Below are 18601 nucleotides of genomic sequence, written 5' to 3'. Positions count from 1 at the left end.
ATTCACTCGCTGGCCGACTCGATGGTCAGCTTGTATTTGTAGCGCAGGTTGTCGAGCACCGCCTTGCCCTTCCAGCGCGGGGTGCCGCTGTAGTCGATCGTGGCCACGACCTCGCCTTCGCGGCGCAGCGTGCGGCGCAGTCCATGCTCTTCGATGGTCCAGCCGGCCGGCAGCGCCTGCGCGATCGCGGCAACGGGCCACACGGTCAGCTGCACGTCTTCCAGCACGTCCGCGGCGCGCACCTGCTTCGGCAGCATCGGGTGGCGCCACTCGGTCAGCTCCTTGCCGTCAAATTCGAGGCTCAGCACGCGCATGCCGAGCGCGAGCCCCACCAGGCTGACCCGGGCCGGGTCGACTTCGAGCGCGGCATCGAGGTCGTTGGTACCGCCGGGGCGCTGTACGGTCAGGTGCTGCTGCACGCTGATCGATTCGCCCAGCGCGCTTGGTGCCAGGCGCAGGCCGAGGCGCGCCGGCAGTTCTTCTTTCTTCGTGCAGCCGGCCAGCAGCAGGATTGCTGCCAACACTGCGGCGCGGTCAAGCCAGGACGGGCGAAACATGGGGTTCCTCCTTGGTCAGGGTGAAGCATGGGGCGCCCAGCCAGACCAGCGCGGTCCCGACCAGCATCGTCAGGCCGAAAGCCTGCAGCGCCGGGGTGCCGGACAGGCCGAGCAGGCCGAATGAAAGAATGGTGCTGGCGGCCGACAGGCCGACCGCGAGCCAGGGCGCATCGTCGCCGCGTCCATGCTCTTCCTGCATGAAGATGCCGTAGTCGACGCCGACACCGAGCAACAACATCAGCGCCAGCACGTGGAACAGCTGCAGGCTCTGGCCGGCAAAGCCGAGCAGCGCCAGGGTCAGGAGACTCGCCATCGCGGTCGGCGCCAGCACGCGCCAGGTGCGGCCGCGGTAGCGCGGGAACAGCACCGCGAACACCACCACGTAGGCGCCGAGCAGGACCCAGCCCATGTTGGCGCGGTAGCGTCCCAGCACCGAGGATATGCCGCCGACCTTGTCGACCCACTGCACCCCGGCCAGGCCTTCGGCCGCGCGCGCGAGCGATGGGATCGACGCATAGCGCATGCCGCGCAGGGCCACGATGCTGGCGTATTCCCCTTCCACCTTGCCCAGCCACAGATGGCGCCACGGCTCGCTGGCGGACGTGCGCAGGAATTCATCCAGGCGCAACGGCTCGCTGTTGGCGCGCAGGTGTGCGCGGGTGGCTTCGACCCAGGCGCCATCCTCGCCGATTTCGTGGGCGAGCTGCGCCAGCGGTCCGGCGCCGGCCAGCAACCGGGAGTCGATCAGCGCCTGGCGCTCGTCCTGGACGCGCAGCGAAGGCACCCAGTTCGACAGTGCCTGGTAGCCGGCGATGTCGCCCCCCTTGATGAGCGGATCGAGGCGGCGCTTGAGCGACTCCTCGCGCTGCAGCACCTCTTCGTTCGAGGCGCCGCGCACCAGGTAGTACTGGACCGGGCTCGGGGCGTCGAGCAGCTTGCTCAACTTGATCTGGTCGCGCACCAGCGCCGGCGGCGAGGATTGCAGCGAGCGGATGTCGTCGTTCACCTTCAGGCGCGACCAGCCGGCGGCCATGAAGACGCCCAGCAGCGCGACCAAGAGCAGCGCCGCCGGCTGGTTTGAAAAGCGCGGCCAGCGTGCGGCCAGCCCCCGGTAGCGGCGCGCCAGCGGGCCCATTTTCAGCGTGCGCGGGCCGATCAGGGCCGGAAACCAGCAGACCACCGTCAGCCAGGCGAACACCAGGCCCAGGGCCGAGAACACCGCCATGTGCCGCAGTCCCGGGAAGGGCGTGAGCGCCAGGCCGAGGTAGCCGATGACGGCGGCCAGCAGGGTCAGGCCGAGGCCAGGCAGCAGGCGCCGCAGCAGGCGCGGCGAATCGAGCTGGGGGTCGGCGCCGAGGCGGTGGCACAGGAAATATATGCCGTAGTCCTGGGCCACGCCGATCAGGCTCGCACCGAAGACGAGGGTCAGCAGGTGGATCCGCCCGAACAGCAGCCAGCACACCGACAGCGCACCCAGGAAGCCGATGCCGATCGCCAGTACGATCAGGGAAATAGGTTTCACCGAACGGAAGGTCAGCCAGGTCAGCAGCACGATGCCGACCAGGGAACCCGCGCCGATGGTGTGGATCTCGCTGCTGGCCTGGCGGCCGGCGGCTGCCGCATGCAGCACCACGCCGGCCTGGATCACTTCGGCGGACGGCACGGCGCCGCGGGCGGCCAGCGTGGCCGCGTCCAGCAGCGGCACCACGGCGCCTTGCGCGCCCAGCGAGAACGCAGATTGTTTCAGGGTATAGGTGAGCAGCACATACTCGCGTCCTTCTCCCGTCACGAACAGGCGGCCGTCGCGTGGACGCACCGGGGTTTCGCCGGCACGCTCCTGCATCCAGCCGGCGAACAGGCCGAAGGGATCGTCGCGGAAGGCGCCCAGCTTCGGCCCGGAGAACGCGCTGTACAGGCGCGCCATGGCGGAATCGACCCAGAAGCGCGCCGGCTCCTCGCGCAGCTGGCGTTCCTGGGCGGCCCCGACCAGCAGGCTGCCGTGGCGCTGCAGGCCAGCCAGCCAGCCGGCTTGCGCCTCGTCGCCGATCGCGTCGAAACCGATCAGCGCGCCGTGCGGCGCCAGCGCGGCGCGGTAAGCATCGGCCGCGCGCCGGGCGTCGCTCCAGTCTCTGGCGCCGACCAGCACCACGACGCGCTGCTGGGCGCTGTCGACCATGTGCGTGAACGACTGCTGCAAGACCGGGTCGCGCTCGTCCTGCGGCAGCAGGGCCAGGATGTCGGTGTCGGGCACGATGCGCTGGCCCAGCCAGAGCCAGGCGTTATGCCCGACCAGCAGGCAGACGACGAGCGCCCAGAGCAGCGCGAGGCGTTTTTGCGTGATCACAGCAGCGCCGCCTCTTCAGGCAATACGGCGCCCGGCCCCGTCTTGATGTCGGAAAAAACGATCGTCGTCTTGTCGCCGCTCTCTTCCGCCATCTGGATGCTGCGCACATAGGCCGCGCCGTCGAGCGAAATCGCGCCGATGGCCCGCGCCAGCGCCGCGCTGCGTGCTTTCAACGCGACCTTCCAGCCGCCCTCGGTGACGGAACCGTCGACCTCGAACAGGGTGTCGAGCTGGCCCAGGTCGCCCGCCAGCAGCGAGAACAGGACGCCGTTGATCATGCGTACCGTCGGTTCCTGGGTGGCGTCCAGGCGCATCGCGACACGGTCGCCCTGCAGGTGGACGATCTCGTCGCGCTTCAGGCGCAAGGTGTTCGGGAAGGGTTTCAGGGTGCGCCACAGCACGCCCTTGCCGGCGATGACGCAGAAGCGCCCGGTCGACAGCAAGGGTTTTTTCATGCCGGCCAGCTGCTTCGATTGCTCGAAGCGGCCGCACAGCTGCTCCGGTTTGGCGAGCATGGCCTGGATCTTCGCGATCGGTGCCGCGGCGTGGGCGCTGCCCGCGGCGCAGGAGGCGGCCAGCAGGACGGTGAGGAAAACACGTTTCATGGTGCGGGTACTCCCAGTTTTTCGAACAGGATGGCGGGCGAGACGAAGCACATCTCGCCGCTCTGGATGTCGACCGCGACCTGGGTCGTGGTCGCGCGGTTCAGGCGCTTGCCGGTGGCGAGGTCGCTGATCAGGTAATCGATGCGCAGGCGGTTCTCCCACTCGACGATCTCGGCGCGCAGCAGCAGGCGCTGCCCGAAAGCGGCGGGACCGGCGTAGCGCAAATTCATCTCGATGATCGGCCACATGTAGCCCGATTCCTGCATCTGGCCGTAGTTGTAGCCGATCTTGTCGAGCAGTGCGCAGCGCGCGACTTCCAGGTATTTCACGTAATTGCCGTGCCAGACGATCTGCATCGGGTCGAGGTCGAAGAACTGCACCGCCATCTCGACTTCGGCGAACCAGCGCGCGGGGGTTTTCGCCTTACGCATACAGGCTCCAGGCCTGGGCGCGGATGCGGCCCAGCAGCAGGTGCAGCTCGGGATCGAGGCGGCGGTCTTCGACGACCGGCGCGATGTCCTCGCCCAGCAGGTCCATCATGCGCGCCAGCGGCGCAGGCAATGCACGCGAGGCGTCCAGCCTGGTGCGCAGCCAGACGCCCTGGCGCACCGTGACCAGCAGCGCGGCCGCGACCTGTTCGACGAGTTCGAGCACGCGCAGGCAGTCGCGCGCGGCGATCGTGCCCATGCTGACCTTGTCCTGGTTATGGCATTCGGTCGAGCGCGAGAACACCGAGGCAGGCATGGTCAGTTTCAGCGCTTCCGCGGTCCAGGCCGAGGCGCTGATCTGCAGGGCTTTCAAGCCATGGTTGATCGCGGCGCGCGGGCCTTCGGCGCCCGACAGGTTGGCCGGCAGGCCCTGGTTGTAGCGGGCGTCGACCAGCAAGGCCATCTGGCGGTCCAGCAGGTCGGCCAGGTTCGCCACCGCGTTCTTCATGCCGTCCATGGCGAAAGCGATATGGCCGCCGTAGAAGTGGCCGCCGTGCAGCACGCGTTCGCCCTCGGCGTCGATGATCGGGTTGTCGTTCGCGCTGTTCAATTCGTTTTCGATGGCGTCGCGGAAGAAGGGCAGCGCGTCGGCCAGCACGCCGATGACGTGCGGTGCGCAGCGGATCGAATAGCGGTCCTGCAGGCGCTTGCCGTTGCGTTCCAGCTGGCCCGCGTATTCCAGGTCCTGGCGCAGCCAGGCCGCCACGTTCTGCATGCCGGCGTGCGGCTTCACCGAAAACAGGGTCTCGTCGAAATGGTGGTCGTTGCCGTCGAGCGCGAACGAGGCGAGCGCCGTGATGCGGGTGCTCAAACGCGTAAGGTAATCGGCGCGGTCCCAGGCCAGGCAGGCCAGGCCCGTCATCACCGCGGTGCCGTTCATGATGGCCAGGCCCTCTTTCGGGCGCAGGCGCAGCGGGGTGATACCTGCCTGCGCCAGCGCCTGCGCCGCCGGCACCTGCACGCCGTCGCGCAGCACTTCGCGCTCGCCGCACAGCACAGCCGCAAGGTAGGACAGCGGGGTCAGGTCGCCGCTGGCGCCGACCGAGCCTTCGCTCGGGATCAGGGGCAGCAGGCCGGCGTCGAACAGGCGCACGATCTGCTCGAGCAGGCCCACGCTGACGCCCGAGAAACCTTTCGACAGCGAGGCCAGGCGCGCGCCCATCACCGCGCGCGTCTGCGCCGGGTCCAGGTGCGCACCCAGGCCGCAGCCGTGGTAGGTGTACAGGTGGTGCGGCAGTTCCGACACGAGCGACAGCGGAACGTCCACGGTGCAGGAGTCGCCGTAGCCGGTGGTCACGCCGTAGATGGCGCCGTCTTCGCGCAGCAGGCGGTCGAGGAAGTCGGCGCCCTTCGCGATCGCGGCGCGGAAGGCGGGGTCGTTCGAGAGTTCCGGACGCGCCGCGCCGCGCGCGATGTCGACGATGTCGCCGAGCGCCAGGCGCTCGCGGTCGAAGCGCACGCTGCGCTGGGGGGCGGTGGTAGTGCTGGGGCTAGTGGGCTGCATCTGCGCGTTCCGGATCGGGTAACTGCCAAAAATCGTAAAAGTTGAACCACTCCAGCGGCGCGCGCCGGGCATGGTGTTCGAGGCGCGCCGCATACTCGCCCGCCAGTTCGGCCAGCGCTGCATCGCGCGTACGGCGCGGCAGGCTGACCGATTCGCGCAGGCGCTCGAAGTGGATCTCGTAACGCTCGCCCTGGCGCGCCGCGAACATCGCATACAGCGGGCAGCCGAGCACCGATGCCATCACGTAGGGGCCGACCGGGAAGGCGGCCGCCTGGCCCAGGAAAGGAGCGAATGCCACGCGCGGGTTCGGTGCGACCGGCACCCGGTCGCCGGCAATGACGACGAACTCGCCGCGGCCGATCCGTTCGGACAGTTCCATCGCCATCGCGGGCGTCATCTCGGTCACCTGCATCAGGTTCATCCCGCTGCGCGGATCGAGCTTCGCCAGCATCTTGTTGAAGGCCTGCGCGTGCAGCGTATGCACCAGCACCGTGATCTTCAGGCCCGGCGTCTCCATCGACAGCGCGCGGCTGAGGTCGAGGTTGCCCAGGTGCGAGCACACCAGCAGCGCGCCCTGGCCCGCGCGGATGCGCTGCAGGAGCGGCTCGGCGCCATGCACGCTGACGCGGCCATAGTCGAACAGGCCGCCCCAGAGCAGCATCTTGTCGAGGATGGTCTCGGCAAACGCGCCGAAATGACGCAGCACGCCGGCCAGGTTGGCCGGTGCGCCGACCCGGCGCAGGTAGTCGCCCGAGACCCGGCGCGCACGTCCCTGGGTCGCCACGTACCACAACAGCACCGGATAGAGCACGATGCGGAAGGGCCAGCGGCCGAACACGCGGCAGACCCAGAACAGCAGGCGCATGCCGGCAACGAAGCTCGCTTCGTTGATGGCCGCCCAGTGGCGCGTATCTGGAGAGCTTACGTGCGCCATCTGCGCCCCACCAGGGAAGGAATCCGCGGCAGCATGCCGAAGAATAGGGCCACATGCATGCGCGTGATCAGGACGTTATCGGTCCATGCCTTGAAATGCGAGACGCCGTCCTCCGGATAGCCCACTTTGGTCGGCAGGTTGGCCACCTCGACCCCGTCCCAGTACAAGCGCACCAGGATCTCGATGTCGAAGTTCATGCGCAGGCCCAGGCGGCGCCGCCTTGCCAGCGCCAGCACCGGCGCCACCGGATACACGCGGAAGCCGCACATCGAATCGCGGATCGCCAGCGACAGCGTATTGATCCAGACCCAGACGTGGGTGAGGTAGCGCGCATACAGGCGCAGCGCCGGGACCGACTCGTCGTACACCGGGCAGCCCGCGATCACCGCCCCCGGCTGTGCGCGCGCGGCATCGAGGAAGTGCTTGACGTCGGCGACGCAGTGCTGGCCGTCGGCGTCGACCTGCAGCACGTGGCTGTAGCCGTCCTTTGCCGCGCGTGCGAAGCCGGTCAGCACCGCCCCGCCCTTGCCCTGGTTGACCGCGTGGCGCTCGAGCACCACCTGTCCCGCATGCGTTGTCGCCAGTGCGTCGAGCGTCGCCGCGCAGGCGGGCGAGCTGCCGTCGTCGACCAGAATCACGGTCAGGCCGTGCGCGAGCACCTGCCCGAGCACCTTGCCGATCGCGTGCTCGTGGTTGTAGACGGGAATGACGACGCAGGGCTGGAACATCTCAGGCGGCCCTGGCGAAGCGCAGCAGCGAGTGGCAGTAGCCGATGCCGTCGCGCGCGGTGACCAGGTCCAGGCCCGCCGCTTTCGCGAGGCGCACGTAGTCTTCGCTTTCGTAGACCTTGCTGTTGCCGCTGGCGAGGTTGTTGAAGTAGGGCGAGGTGTTGATCAGGCAGTAGGAAGCGATGTCGTAGCGCTGGCGGTCCCAGAAGGTGTCCATGACCAGCACCTGGCCGTTCGGCGCCAGTGCGGCGGCCACGCGCTGGAAGATGCTCGCGATCGCGGCTTCCGAGAAGCAGCTCAGGAACTGGCTCATCCAGATCAGGTCCATCCCCGGCGGCAGCGCGGCGGCGTCATCCAGCAGGTCGGTCGGGTGCAGGCTGGCGCGTTCGCGCAGGCCTGCGTCCTGCAGCGCCTTGTCGGCCACGGCGAGCTGGCCCGGCAGGTCGACCAGGTGCAGTTTCACGGACGGGTTGGCGCCCAGCGCGGCCAGCGTAAACTTGCCGGTATTCGCGCCGATGTCCATCACGCGTTTCGGCGCGGTCGCGAACACGTCCGGCAGGATGTCGGGGAAGGAGGAATCCGAGTAATAGTGGTCGAAGGCGAACCAGCTGCCGCGCGCCGGCTCCGGCAGCTGCGCCAGGCCCTGGTAGACGGTCGGCCAGTCGCCGAACACCTTCAGGCCCAGCGGCTTTTCGGCGTCGAGCGACTGTTCGAGCGAGAACAGCGCCTGGTAGCAGACATCATGGTTGAAGTCGATGTTGACCTGGGTGATCGGGTCGGTCAGCACGATGAAGCCGGCCTTGTCGAGCACGTAGCGGCCTTCGCTCAGGTAGACCACGCCGGCGGACAGGCAGGTTTCCAGCACCACCTTCAGCACATACGCCGTCCAGCGGCCGCTTTCCGCCATCTGCCCGACCGACAGGCCGGTGTCGCCGGCGTCCGCGATCGCCTGCAGCATGCCGCGCTTCCACGCATAGCGCACGCACTGGAACACGACCGGGCCGTAGGCGATCTTCTGCGCTTCGAAACGGGCCTCGAAGGCGCTCTGGCGCTCCGGCGAAAATTTTTTATTCAACATGGTCGATCAGGTCCCCAACAGGATGCGGCCGCTCGCGTGTGCGCCGGCTTCGGAAAAATAACGGAAATTCAGGCTGCCTTTGACGGCGTCCCAGGTCAGCTCCAGCCGCACCGGCACCTGCGGCCGGATCATCTGCTGGAACTTCAGGGCGTTGATGCCGGCGAAGGCGCCGGCAAGGCCGAAATGCAGGCGCCCGTAGTGGAGCGCCCAGTCGACCTGCACCACGCCCGGCAGCACCGGCGCCACCGTGAAGTGGCCGTCGAAATACAGCAGCTCCGGCGGCACCACCAGCTCGAGCAGCTTGCGCGCGGCCTCGTCCTCGAGCAGGCGGACCTGCGGGAAGCGCGGGCGCGCCGGCGCGCCGGCGTCGGGCAAGCCCAGCAGCGCCAGCAGGTCGGCCTGGGTGGTCTTGCCCTGGGCATTGACCGGCAGGCGCGCGAGAAAGCGCCAGCGGCGCGGCAGCGCGACCGCGTGGGTCGAGTCGGCCAGCGCGGTACGCAGGCGCGCGCTCAGTGCCTTCTTGCCGCCCGCCTCGAACAGGGCCTGCCCGGTTTCGGTGGGCACCGCGAAGGCGGCCAGCGACTGGCGCGCGCCGCCGTCGAGGCAGGCCAGCACGCGTGCCTCGCGCACCAGGCCGGTCGCGCACAGGGCGGCCTCGATCGCGTCGAGCGAGACGCGCTTTTCTTCGATCTTGACGATGCGGTCGGCGCGGCCGCGCAGCACGAAGCGCCCGCCGCCGGTCGCTTCGACGCGGTCGGCCAGGCGCTGCCAGCCGCCGGCCGGACCGGAAGTCAACTCCAGCAGGCCGTCGGCGTCGGCACGCCATTCGACGCCAGGGAACGGCGTCCAGGCCTCAAAGCCGCCCGGCGCACGCTGACGCCAGGCCACGCCGCCGGTCTCGGAGCTGCCGTAGACTTCGATCGGGGAATGGCCGAGCAGGCTGCGGGCATGCAGGGAGGCCTCGTGCTCGAGCATGCCGCCCGAGGAGAACACGGCGCGCAGTTGGGCCGCGCCCTGCCAGTCGAGGTGTTCCGGCAAGCGCTTCAGGTGCGCGGGGCTGGCCAGCAGCAGGCAGGGCCCGGCACCCAGGCGTGGGGCCAGGGTTTCCGGGAACTCGTGGCGCGCCGCCTCGACCGGACGGCCGGCCAGCAGCGGCCACAGGACGCGGAATAGCAGCCCGTAGATATGGTGGTGCGAGACCGTCGACAGCACGGTGGCGTCGCCGACGAGCGCACCGAAGGCCGCCTCGAGCGCGGCGATCTCGGAACCGAGCTGCGAGAAGCGCTTGCGGATCGCAGTGGGGGCGCCGGTGCTGCCGGAGGTGTGGACGACCAGCGCGGGGAAATCCGGGCCGGGGGTTTGCCACTCGGGCGCACAGTCGTCGCTCGCTGAGGGCGTGCACGGCGCATGCGCGGCCGGGAACTCGCCCCAGAAGGCGCCGACTTCCCCTGCCAGCGCGGCGCAGCTGGCGGGCAGCGTGTCGGCGACCAGCCATGCGGTCTTCCCGGCCAGCCAGGCGCCAATCAGGGCCGCCGCGAATTCGAGGCTGTCGTCGATGTACACGGCGACATCGCGCGTGGCGGTGCGGCGGCCGAGCGCGGCCCAGGCACGCGCGCGGGCCAGCAGTTCGCCATGGGTGACCGGCGCGCCGTTGCGCCAGCCCGCCAGCGCCTCAGGCGCGCGCGCTGCGAGGCGAGGAAAAAAATCAGACATGATGCAACCGTTTATGATGCAGCCGTTTAAAGCGCATGCGCAGCAGGTATTCGCCGCCGAACATCAAACCCATCAGCACGTAGGAAACGACGCCCGTGTAGAGCGACCAGACGGCATCCGGGGAAAACAGGGCGGTGCCGAGGCAGACCGCGCCATTGGCGACGAAGAACACGCACCAGGCCTGGGTCACGCGCCGGGTGTAGCGCACGGCTTCAAGCGGCAGTTCGGGCTCGCGCAGGCGCGCCAGCCGCTCGATCATCGAGGGGCCGGACAGCAGGCTGCCGCCGAAAGCGGCCAGGAAGGCGGCGTTCACCAGCACCGGATACAGCTTGAGCGGCAGCACGGCGTTCGAGCCGACTGCCAGCGCCACCAGCACCAGGGCGCCCAGGGCGCTCCAGCGCGCCGCCGCGCTCAGCTTGAGCCGCGGCAGGCGGCTGGCCACCGTCAGCAGCAGCAGGCCGGCCAGCCAGCGCGGCTCGATGCTGCCGTGGCCGAGCCAGATGGCGAGGGGATACACCAGCGTCAGCGCGATGGTCAGGGCATTCCACAGCACGAAGTTACGCCGCCTGCTCTTCCGCGAGGCCGGCCAGTGCGTTCACGACGTCGTCGATCGTGCGGATGGTCTTGAACACCTCGGGCTGCAGGCGCTTGCCGGTCGTCTGCTTCAGTTTCACGGCCAGGTCGACGGCGTCGATGCTGTCGATGTCCAGGTCCGTGTACAGGTTCGATGCCGGCGTCAGCGCGTCGCGATCGAGCTCGAACATCTCGGCCAGCAGGTCCGCGATCCAGACAAACAGTTCGTCGCGGTTCATATCGTTAATTGCTACCATGGCCTGCTCCTTCTTCTACTTACTACTTTTTGCGGTTGGCTTCGATCATCGCGGCAAGCGCGCGTACCGAAGCGAAATGACGGCGCGTTTCCTGCGATTCGGCCGACAGCGTGATGCCGTAGCGCTTTTGCAGCGCCACGCCGATTTCCAGCGCGTCGATCGAATCGAGGCCCAGCCCTTCGACGAACAGGGGCGCCTCGCTGTCGATGTCGGCGGGGGCGATGTCTTCCAGCTGGAGGACGTCGACGATCAGTTCTTTCACTTCCTGTTCAAGCATGGTGCTGGCCTTCTTCCATAAAATAACGTTGCAGGTATTCGGTGAGGCGGCGCGCCGCCATCACGTCGGGGATGCCGGGGCCGGTGAAGGACTCGATGCCGATGTCGTCCTTCACTTCGATGCGAAAGCGCGCCTGGCGCGGCGGCACCTGCCACCACTTGTCGCCCTTGCCCAGGGTCGGCGGCTGGCATGCGATCAGCACCGGCGTTACCGGCCGGGCGCCGCGCACGGCGATGTTGGCCGCGCCGCGCTTGAGTTCGAGCGTGCCGCCGCGCGGCGTACGCGTCCCTTCCGGGAAGACGATCAGGTTGCCGCCCGCGCGCAGCGAGGCGATGCAGTCGTCGACCAGTTCCGGGCCGCGGTCGTTGCACACATACGCGGCGGCGCGCACCGGGCCGCCGGTAAAGGGGTTGTTCCACAGGCCACCCTTGACGATGCAGTCGGCATTGCGCACGAACGCGATCAGGAACACCGTGTCGATCAGGGTCGGGTGGTTCGCCAGGATCAGCTGGCCGGCGCGGTCGAGCTTGTCGAGGCCATGCACTTCATAGCGCAGCACGCCGAGCCCGTTCATGAGGCCGACGAAGGCGCGAAAGCCGAGGCGGATCGTGGCCCGCGCCGCGCGCACGCGGGCCCGCGGTTCGCGCACGCACAAGGCCAGCAGCGGAAACACGATCACGCGCAGCAGCAGCCCGCCCAGCCCGAACAGGGCGAAGGACAGGCCGGTGGCAAACACGCGCCAGCCGCGCCAGAGGGCGTCAAGCATCGCGGCTCCAGGTCCAGTGGTGCGGCCCCGCCCTGCGTTCGAGCGGCGCGCCCTCGCCGAGCTGGAAGCGCAGCACCTCGAGGCCGCCCGGGGTCGAGCTTGACTCAGCGTGGCCGGCGGCGCCGCGCCAGGACAGGCGCACGGCGTCCTCGCCTGCCGGGACCATCGCCCAGGCAAAGGCGAAAGGCTGCTCGGTGCAATCCTCGAAATGCCCAAGCGGTGCGGGCAGCGGCTCGTCGCAGGCGACCAGCAGCACCATCGGCGCGCCGTCGGCCAGCAGGCCGCAGGCTTCGATCACCGCGTGTTCGAGCGTGGCGCCGCCTGCCGCCAGCGCGATATGGTTGGCGCGGTCGGCGCGCGCGATCGAGAACAGGCCGGCGCTGGCATTGTGCACCGCCAGCCCGAAGGCGGTCGGCGACAGCGGCTCGCCGCGCGCCAGTTCGCGCAGCAGTTCTATCGCGCGCCCCACTTCGCCGTGGCGCGAACAGAAGACGGTCGGCACGTCGGCGTCCTGGCCGAGGCAGGCATAGGCCACCTCCAGCGCCATGCGGCCGAGAAAGCCGGCACGGCGGCGCAGCATCGCCGGCATGGCCGCCACTTTCGGCTCCTCGCCCGGCACGATCGTCCACGGCGCCTGCGCCCATGCCGACCACTGCTGCGGCGAGCTCACGCCCGGCGCCCAGGCCGCGTGGCGCGCTATCGAAAAGAGGACGTGGTTATCAGGCATGGCGAATGGAATGGAGAAACAAAAACAGAAAGAAAACCCAATCGTGCGGCGTTAAATATTAGTGCGAATTATAATGCTTGGTTTTGCCTGAAGGAATAAACGGCGGGAAGCGCAAGGCCAATTCACAACAAATCGCCTCGTTTATTTAGCTTCAATCGACAAAAAGCCTGCAATACGCTATTGATAATGCGCGCGGCATGATTTTTACTGGCAATGACGAGGGCGGCTGCGATGCTTGCCGCATGAATTGCGTGCAGGAAGGTAAAGCAAGGAAGGACTCAGGCCAGGCGGCATATTGCCACACCGCAAGACGTTGAATTCTCACCGATTGTCACGAAACGGAAATTTTTTTGGCATAAAAAAAGCGCCACAGGCGCTTTGTTCAGGCTGAAGGCAAGCGTTCCCGTATCCCGTCCGGCAAGGGCACCGACTTCTCCGCCCTGAAATCCACCCACACGATCTTCGCCGCGCCCTCGGCATGCAGCGCTCCGGCCTGCCCCTCTTCGCCGACCAGGCGGATCTCGTGCATCACCTCGAAGCTCGAGCGCCCCGGCGGCCCGGCATACGAGCTGACTTCGATCTCGGCCGGATACTTCAGCTGCTTGAGGAAGGAACAGCGGGCATTGATCAATACCGGCCCGATGCCGGCCGGATCGGGCAAGGCGCCGATTTGTTCGAGCCAGGCGATGCGCGCCGTTTCGATATAGCGGAAATAGACGGTGTTGTTCACATGGCCCATCGCGTCCATGTCGCCCCAGCGTACCGGCATACGCATCGTGTGGATCAGTTTTTTGTCGCTCATGCTTCAGGCTCGTTTGCGTTAAAAAAGAAATGGCGCCGCTGCCGGCGCCATTCTTTATTTTACGACAGCGCTCAGGAGGCCGTCATGCCGTCGTCCGCCGTGATGATGGCGCCATTGATGAAATGCGCTTCCTCGGCCGCGAGCAACAGCAGCAATCCGTCCAGGTCTTCCGGCTTGCCGGGGCGCTTGCGCGGCAGCAGGTCGATCAGCTTTTTTCCCTGCTCGGTTTCGAAATAATCCTCGTTCATCTCGGTCGAGATATAGCCCGGGCAAATCGCGTTCACGTTGATGCCGTACTTGCCCCATTCGACCGCCATGGCCTTGGTCATCTGCACCACGCCCGCCTTGCTCATGCAGTACACGCCGATTTGCGGCAGCACGCGCAGGCCGGCCACCGAGGCGATGTTCACGATGCGGTGCTGCTTGCGCGGGTCGCCCTTGGCGCGCTGGATCATGCGCTTGGCCGCCTGCTGCGCGACGAAAAACGCGCCGCGCAAATTGGTGTCCATGATGTACTGGTAATCGTCCTCGGTCACGTCGAGCAGGGGCTGGGTACTCTGCACGCCCGAGTTGTTGATCAGGATGTCGATCGGCCCCGCTTCGGTCTCGGCGTGGGCGATCGCGGACTTGATGCTGGCCAGGTCCGTCACATCGAGGTTGACCACGTGGGCGGCGCCGCCGTCGGCCTCGATTTCGGCGCGCAATTCCTTCAGCCGTTCGGTGCGGCGCGAGGCCAGCACCACTTGCGCGCCGGCGCCGGCCAGGGCCTTCGCAAAGCGGGCACCGAGGCCGCTCGATGCGCCGGTGACCATCGCAATTTTTCCTTCAAAATTTACTTCGATGCCCACATTGGCTCCTGTCCTGTTGTACTCCGACACGGATGATGTCGAAGGCATAATGATGTCACAGATTGCCGTTAGCAGATCGCCCCATCTGATAATCGGGCAAAAATCGGGCAAAAATCAGGGCACATTCCCCCTAAAATAGCGCCCAAAGTTGCATTCGGGCGGAAAAACCCGCACACTCGTGCTTAAATTTTTGAGCTTAAAACTTTTAACCTTACCAAGACCATGACAGAGACAACCAACATCCTCGAACAATACGGCCCGCGCGAAGCGATGGAGTACGACGTCGTCGTCGTCGGCGGGGGCCCGGCTGGCCTGTCGGCGGCGATCCGTCTGAAGCAGCTGGCGCTTGAGAAAGGCCAGGAAGTGTCGGTCTGCGTCCTCGAGAAAGGCGGCGAAGTCGGCGCCCACATCCTGTCGGGCGCGGTCATGGATCCGATTGCCCTGAATGAATTGTTCCCGAATTGGAAGGAACTCGGCGCACCGCTCAACACCGCCGTGACCGAAGACCGCGTCCTGTTCCTGACCGAGACGAAGGCGCGCGCCACGCCGTCCTTCATGATTCCGAAGATGCTGACCAACCACGGCAACTACATCGTCTCGCTGGCGAACGTGGTGCGCTGGCTCGGCCAGCAGGCCGAAGCGCTGGGAGTCGAAGTCTTCCCGGGCTTCCCGGCGGCCGAAATCCTGTACAACGACGACGGTTCCGTCAAAGGTGTCGCGACCGGCAACATGGGCGTGGACCGCGAAGGCAAGCCGACCGATGCGTTCCAGTTAGGGATGGAGTTGCACGCGAAATACACCTTCTTCGCCGAAGGTTCGCGCGGCCACCTCGGCAAGCAGCTGATGGCGAAATACGACCTGAATGCCGGCAAGGACCCGCAGACCTACGGCATCGGCATCAAGGAATTGTGGGAGATCGACCCGGCCAAGCACCAGCCGGGCCTGGTCATCCACACGGCCGGCTGGCCGCTGGACAACAGCACCTATGGCGGCTCCTTCCTGTATCACCTGGAGAACAACCAGGTCGCGGTGGGCTTCGTGGTCGGCCTGGCCTACCAGAATCCGTACCTGTCGCCGTACGAGGAATTCCAGCGCTATAAAACGCACCCGGCGATCCGCGGCTTCTTCGAAGGCGGCAAGCGCATTTCGTATGGCGCGCGCGCCATTACCGCAGGGGGTTTGCAATCCTTGCCGAAAACCGTGTTCCCGGGCGGCGCCCTGATCGGTTGCGACGCCGGCTTCCTGAACACCAGCCGCATCAAGGGCAGCCACAGCGCGATCAAGACCGGCATGCTGGCCGCGGAAAGCGCGTTCGAGGCCCTGGGCGCGGGACGCCAGCACGACGAACTGGTGGCGTACCCGGCGGCCTTCGAGCAGTCGTGGCTGTACAAGGAATTGCACGCGGCGCGCAACTTCAAGCCGTGGATGAGCAAGGGCCTGTACCTGGGCACCGTCATGACCGGCATCGACCAGATGATTTTCAAGGGCAAGGCGCCCTGGACCCTGCGCCACAAGCACGCCGACCACGAGATGCTGCGCCCGGCTTCCGAGTTCACGCCGATCGTGTACCCGAAGCCGGACGGCAAGCTGACCTTCGACCGTTTGTCGTCGGTGTTCATCTCGAACACCAACCACGCCGAAGACCAGCCGGTGCACCTGACGCTGAAGAATCCGAACATCCCGGTCGAGGTCAACCTGGCCAAGTACGCCGGTCCCGAGCAGCGCTACTGCCCGGCGGGCGTGTACGAGTTCGTCAAAACCGACGCGGGCCAGGACCGCTTGCAGATCAACGCGCAGAACTGCGTGCACTGCAAGACTTGCGACATCAAGGATCCGACGCAGAACATCGTGTGGGTGACGCCGGAGGGTGGCGGCGGGCCGAATTATCCGAATATGTAACTTTAACGGGCGCCGCTGGCGCCCGTTTTTTATTGGTCCGCCTGCGCCGGACGCCGAAAGGCGCCGCCCCGGCCACGCACCCCGCTGATCGTTGTTTTGCGGCAACCAACACCGACCAATCTCCCCTTGGCCATTCCGGCAACAATTCCCCCCATGTGATAATCCTGCTTTGCAATCCCACCAATATTCACCGATGCCACGTTCCACCCCGCTCCGCCCCGCCCTCCTCTGCACCCTGCTCGCCGCTGCCCCGGCGTTCGCGCAAACGCAAACGCCCTCCTACCTCATGACCCGCATGGCCCAGCTCCCGGAATACAGCCGCGGCGGCGACGCCGTCCGCGTCTACGGCACGGTCGACCTGGGCATGATGTATACGAAGACCGACAACGCGGCTGGCCGCTGGCAGCAGCAAAGCGGCGGCGCGAATACCTCGAAACTGGGTATCTATGCCTCCGAGGACCTGGGCGGCGGCCTGAAGGCGGAAATGAAACTGGAAGCCGGCATCAATGCCGACACCGGCGCCCAGCAGGCGAGCGCCCTGTTCAACCGCGAATCCTGGATCGGCCTGAAGTCGAACAGCTGGGGCACGGTACGCGTCGGTAACCAGATCAATGCGATGCTGCCGCTGTTCATCGACCCGTTCGCGCTGGTGACGACCAATTCGGTCTACACCTGGGTCGCCGGCGGCGCCATGCAGGGTCCGCGCGGCGTGGGGGCGAATACCGACCTGGGTCCCGGCTCGGGCACGATTCCGGTGCGCGTGCCGAAGTCGGTCACCTATGCCACCCCGCGCCTCGGCGGGTTCGCCGCACAGGCGCTCTGGGCCTCGAACCCTTTTGCCTCTAACTCGACCAGCACGAGCGAGCCGTCGACCGGCACCCGCGCAGGGGTGGTCTCGTACAACGCCGGCCCGGTCTACCTGGCGGCGAGCCTTATCCAGTCCTGGAGCAGCCCGGTCGTCGTGTCGGCGGGCCTGCCGGCGCAGTCGGTGCGCACCGACATCCCGTCGGTCGGCGCGATTTTCGATAGCGGCAAGCTGGTGCTTTCGACCTCGTACGCGCGCATTTCGCCGCAGCTGGCCCAAAGCGGCGAAGCGCAGATCGTCACGCTCGGTGCGATCCTGCCGCAGGGCCGCCTGACCTGGCGCGCCTCCGCCGTCCACCGCGCTACCGAGGGTGCGCGCAATGCTGCCGGCGCCCTTGTCGACTCCTCGGCGCTGGGCCTGATGCTGGGCGTCGATTACGATCTGTCGCGCCGCACCGGCCTGTATGCGCGCGCCGGCTCGGTGCGCAACTTCGGCGCCTCGACCATCATCCTGAACGGCGTGGCACTGCCCTTCGAGGCCGGCAGCACGGTCCCACAAACGGGCATCGAGACCCGGACCTACTCGCTGGGCCTGTTCCACCACTTCTAAAAACGAACGGCGCGGGTCCGCAGGCCCGCGCCGTCTGTTTTATGCGGCGTTAATTCAGTCGAGCGTGATCTTGCCGACCTCGATCACGTTCTTCCAGCGGGCCTGTTCGCTCGCCAGGAACTGTTCGAACTGCTCGGGCGTATCGGCGACGACCTCGAAGCCCTGGTCGGTCAGCTTGGCCTTCAGGTCCGGATCGTTGAGCGCGGCGACAATCGCGCCGTGCAGCTTGGCCTTGACGTCCTTCGGCAAGCCCTTGGGTGCGGCGATGGCCTGCCACGAATAGATCTCGACGCCGGGAATGCCCGACTCCGCCAGCGTCGGCAGCTTCGGCAGCACGGCCGAGCGTTGCTCGCCGGTGACGGCCAGGGCTTTCAGCTTGCCGGTCTTGATGTAGGGGAGCGCGGCGTTGATGTTCACGAACGAGACGTCGGTCTGGCCGCCCAGCAGGTCGGTGATGGCCGGCGCGCCGCCCTTGTAGGGCACATGCAGGCCGCTGGTGCCGCTCTTCTGCCAGAACAGTTCGGCCGTCAGGTGATCGGAACTGCCGTTGCCCGAGGAGGCGAAGTTGACCTTGCCCGGGTTCTTTTTCAGGTAACCGACGAATTCCTGGATGGTGTTGGCCGGCAGGTCGGGCCTGGCAACCAGCACGTTCGGCGCGCGCACCGCGACCGTCAGCAGGTCGAAGTCGCGTTGCGGGTTATAGGCGAGGTTCTTCTGCAGGAACTGGTTGACGGCATACACGCCGATCGATGCCACCATGACGGTATAGCCGTCGGCAGGCGCACGCTTGACCAGCGAGGCGCCGATCGCACCGGTGGCGCCGGGACGGTTGTCCACGACCCAGGGCTGGCCGAAGCGCGCCGTGATCTTCGGCCCGATCGCGCGGGCGATCGCGTCGGTGGACCCGCCCGGCGGGAACGGCACGACCACCGTGATGGCCTTATCCGGCCAGGCCGCCTGCGCGGCCGACACCAGCATCATGCTCGACAGCACACCAACCAGCAACTTCTTAGCATTCATTTCGCGTCTCCTGATTATTTTAATTGACCGACTTGCTGCACATGGTCCGCTCGCGCGGAAGTGAGAC

General features: G+C 67.0%; 19 protein-coding genes. 2 read left to right on the top strand and 17 right to left on the bottom strand.

Annotated features, from left to right (window positions below; translation table 11 throughout):
* Positions 1 to 2 precede the first annotated feature (2 nt).
* The 16 genes from AC1MEM_RS13745 to AC1MEM_RS13670 all read right to left on the bottom strand — a co-directional run bounded on the left by AC1MEM_RS13745 (position 3) and on the right by AC1MEM_RS13670 (position 14201).
* Positions 3 to 557: a DUF3261 domain-containing protein gene (locus AC1MEM_RS13745; protein WP_499471254.1), complete on the bottom strand. Its 555-nt coding sequence runs from the start codon at positions 555 to 557 to the stop codon at positions 3 to 5.
* Complete coding sequence (locus AC1MEM_RS13740) at positions 535 to 2901, bottom strand: MMPL family transporter (RefSeq protein WP_499471252.1); 2367 nt, start codon at positions 2899 to 2901, stop codon at positions 535 to 537. The genes AC1MEM_RS13745 and AC1MEM_RS13740 overlap by 23 nt, the downstream gene beginning before the upstream one ends.
* Positions 2898 to 3506: a LolA family protein gene (locus AC1MEM_RS13735; protein ID WP_499471251.1), complete on the bottom strand. Its 609-nt coding sequence runs from the start codon at positions 3504 to 3506 to the stop codon at positions 2898 to 2900. The genes AC1MEM_RS13740 and AC1MEM_RS13735 overlap by 4 nt, the downstream gene beginning before the upstream one ends.
* Positions 3503 to 3937, bottom strand: coding sequence for an acyl-CoA thioesterase (locus tag AC1MEM_RS13730; protein WP_499471249.1), 435 nt, complete (start codon positions 3935 to 3937; stop codon positions 3503 to 3505). Before AC1MEM_RS13730 ends, AC1MEM_RS13735 begins: the two co-directional genes overlap by 4 nt.
* Positions 3930 to 5498: an HAL/PAL/TAL family ammonia-lyase gene (locus tag AC1MEM_RS13725; RefSeq protein WP_499471248.1), complete on the bottom strand. Its 1569-nt coding sequence runs from the start codon at positions 5496 to 5498 to the stop codon at positions 3930 to 3932. The genes AC1MEM_RS13730 and AC1MEM_RS13725 overlap by 8 nt, the downstream gene beginning before the upstream one ends.
* Positions 5485 to 6432 (bottom strand): lysophospholipid acyltransferase family protein, encoded by a 948-nt coding sequence (locus AC1MEM_RS13720; protein ID WP_499471247.1) that lies wholly within the window; start codon positions 6430 to 6432, stop codon positions 5485 to 5487. Before AC1MEM_RS13720 ends, AC1MEM_RS13725 begins: the two co-directional genes overlap by 14 nt.
* Entirely contained in the window at positions 6420 to 7160 is a 741-nt protein-coding gene (locus AC1MEM_RS13715) for a glycosyltransferase family 2 protein (RefSeq protein WP_499471246.1), read from the bottom strand. Before AC1MEM_RS13715 ends, AC1MEM_RS13720 begins: the two co-directional genes overlap by 13 nt.
* Position 7161: 1 nt before the next feature.
* Complete coding sequence (locus AC1MEM_RS13710) at positions 7162 to 8238, bottom strand: methyltransferase (protein WP_499471244.1); 1077 nt, start codon at positions 8236 to 8238, stop codon at positions 7162 to 7164.
* A gap of 6 nt (positions 8239 to 8244) precedes the next feature.
* Complete coding sequence (locus AC1MEM_RS13705; RefSeq protein ID WP_499471242.1) at positions 8245 to 9951, bottom strand: ApeI family dehydratase; 1707 nt, start codon at positions 9949 to 9951, stop codon at positions 8245 to 8247.
* Complete coding sequence (locus AC1MEM_RS13700) at positions 9944 to 10504, bottom strand: COG4648 family protein (protein WP_499471240.1); 561 nt, start codon at positions 10502 to 10504, stop codon at positions 9944 to 9946. Before AC1MEM_RS13700 ends, AC1MEM_RS13705 begins: the two co-directional genes overlap by 8 nt.
* A 4-nt stretch (positions 10505 to 10508) precedes the next feature.
* Positions 10509 to 10781, bottom strand: a complete 273-nt coding sequence (locus tag AC1MEM_RS13695; protein ID WP_499471238.1) for an acyl carrier protein — start codon at positions 10779 to 10781, stop codon at positions 10509 to 10511.
* A gap of 22 nt (positions 10782 to 10803) precedes the next feature.
* Positions 10804 to 11058 (bottom strand): phosphopantetheine-binding protein, encoded by a 255-nt coding sequence (locus tag AC1MEM_RS13690; RefSeq protein ID WP_193685382.1) that lies wholly within the window; start codon positions 11056 to 11058, stop codon positions 10804 to 10806.
* Positions 11051 to 11824: a lysophospholipid acyltransferase family protein gene (locus tag AC1MEM_RS13685; protein WP_499471235.1), complete on the bottom strand. Its 774-nt coding sequence runs from the start codon at positions 11822 to 11824 to the stop codon at positions 11051 to 11053. The genes AC1MEM_RS13690 and AC1MEM_RS13685 overlap by 8 nt, the downstream gene beginning before the upstream one ends.
* Positions 11817 to 12551, bottom strand: a complete 735-nt coding sequence (locus AC1MEM_RS13680) for a beta-ketoacyl synthase chain length factor (RefSeq protein ID WP_499471233.1) — start codon at positions 12549 to 12551, stop codon at positions 11817 to 11819. The genes AC1MEM_RS13685 and AC1MEM_RS13680 overlap by 8 nt, the downstream gene beginning before the upstream one ends.
* A gap of 382 nt (positions 12552 to 12933) precedes the next feature.
* On the bottom strand, positions 12934 to 13353 hold the full coding sequence (locus AC1MEM_RS13675) for an acyl-CoA thioesterase (RefSeq protein WP_499471231.1): 420 nt from the start codon (positions 13351 to 13353) through the stop codon (positions 12934 to 12936).
* A gap of 71 nt (positions 13354 to 13424) precedes the next feature.
* Positions 13425 to 14201, bottom strand: coding sequence for an SDR family oxidoreductase (locus tag AC1MEM_RS13670; protein WP_499471229.1), 777 nt, complete (start codon positions 14199 to 14201; stop codon positions 13425 to 13427).
* A 222-nt stretch (positions 14202 to 14423) separates the two neighbouring features.
* Here AC1MEM_RS13670 and AC1MEM_RS13665 point away from each other — a divergent pair, with 222 nt between their 5' ends.
* Together AC1MEM_RS13665 and AC1MEM_RS13660 are read left to right on the top strand one after the other, a co-directional pair.
* On the top strand, positions 14424 to 16100 hold the full coding sequence (locus AC1MEM_RS13665; RefSeq protein WP_499471227.1) for an electron transfer flavoprotein-ubiquinone oxidoreductase: 1677 nt from the start codon (positions 14424 to 14426) through the stop codon (positions 16098 to 16100).
* 193 nt (positions 16101 to 16293) lie between these two features.
* Positions 16294 to 17514 (top strand): porin, encoded by a 1221-nt coding sequence (locus AC1MEM_RS13660; RefSeq protein WP_499471225.1) that lies wholly within the window; start codon positions 16294 to 16296, stop codon positions 17512 to 17514.
* A 54-nt stretch (positions 17515 to 17568) separates the two neighbouring features.
* Here the strand turns inward: AC1MEM_RS13660 and AC1MEM_RS13655 are convergent, their stop codons facing one another.
* Positions 17569 to 18534, bottom strand: a complete 966-nt coding sequence (locus AC1MEM_RS13655) for a Bug family tripartite tricarboxylate transporter substrate binding protein (protein WP_499471223.1) — start codon at positions 18532 to 18534, stop codon at positions 17569 to 17571.
* Positions 18535 to 18601 lie beyond the last annotated feature (67 nt).

This window comes from Telluria sp. AIW5, assembly GCF_056680575.1.
This window is presented reverse-complemented; position numbering and strand designations above follow the sequence as displayed.

Bases quoted from the DNA above. Each gene is read 5' to 3' on its own strand.
- AC1MEM_RS13745 (WP_499471254.1), bottom strand. From the start codon at position 557: ATGTTTCGCCCGTCCTGGCTTGACCGCGCCGCAGTGTTGGCAGCAATC.
- AC1MEM_RS13685 (WP_499471235.1), bottom strand. From the start codon at position 11,824: ATGCTTGACGCCCTCTGGCGCGGCTGGCGCGTGTTTGCCACCGGCCTG.
- AC1MEM_RS13695 (WP_499471238.1), bottom strand. From the start codon at position 10,781: ATGGTAGCAATTAACGATATGAACCGCGACGAACTGTTTGTCTGGATC.
- AC1MEM_RS13730 (WP_499471249.1), bottom strand. From the start codon at position 3,937: ATGCGTAAGGCGAAAACCCCCGCGCGCTGGTTCGCCGAAGTCGAGATG.
- AC1MEM_RS13720 (WP_499471247.1), bottom strand. From the start codon at position 6,432: ATGGCGCACGTAAGCTCTCCAGATACGCGCCACTGGGCGGCCATCAAC.
- AC1MEM_RS13665 (WP_499471227.1), top strand. From the start codon at position 14,424: ATGACAGAGACAACCAACATCCTCGAACAATACGGCCCGCGCGAAGCG.
- AC1MEM_RS13660 (WP_499471225.1), top strand. From the start codon at position 16,294: ATGCCACGTTCCACCCCGCTCCGCCCCGCCCTCCTCTGCACCCTGCTC.
- AC1MEM_RS13725 (WP_499471248.1), bottom strand. From the start codon at position 5,498: ATGCAGCCCACTAGCCCCAGCACTACCACCGCCCCCCAGCGCAGCGTG.
- AC1MEM_RS13705 (WP_499471242.1), bottom strand. From the start codon at position 9,951: ATGTCTGATTTTTTTCCTCGCCTCGCAGCGCGCGCGCCTGAGGCGCTG.
- AC1MEM_RS13715 (WP_499471246.1), bottom strand. From the start codon at position 7,160: ATGTTCCAGCCCTGCGTCGTCATTCCCGTCTACAACCACGAGCACGCG.
- AC1MEM_RS13680 (WP_499471233.1), bottom strand. From the start codon at position 12,551: ATGCCTGATAACCACGTCCTCTTTTCGATAGCGCGCCACGCGGCCTGG.
- AC1MEM_RS13690 (WP_193685382.1), bottom strand. From the start codon at position 11,058: ATGCTTGAACAGGAAGTGAAAGAACTGATCGTCGACGTCCTCCAGCTG.
- AC1MEM_RS13735 (WP_499471251.1), bottom strand. From the start codon at position 3,506: ATGAAACGTGTTTTCCTCACCGTCCTGCTGGCCGCCTCCTGCGCCGCG.
- AC1MEM_RS13655 (WP_499471223.1), bottom strand. From the start codon at position 18,534: ATGAATGCTAAGAAGTTGCTGGTTGGTGTGCTGTCGAGCATGATGCTG.
- AC1MEM_RS13710 (WP_499471244.1), bottom strand. From the start codon at position 8,238: ATGTTGAATAAAAAATTTTCGCCGGAGCGCCAGAGCGCCTTCGAGGCC.
- AC1MEM_RS13675 (WP_499471231.1), bottom strand. From the start codon at position 13,353: ATGAGCGACAAAAAACTGATCCACACGATGCGTATGCCGGTACGCTGG.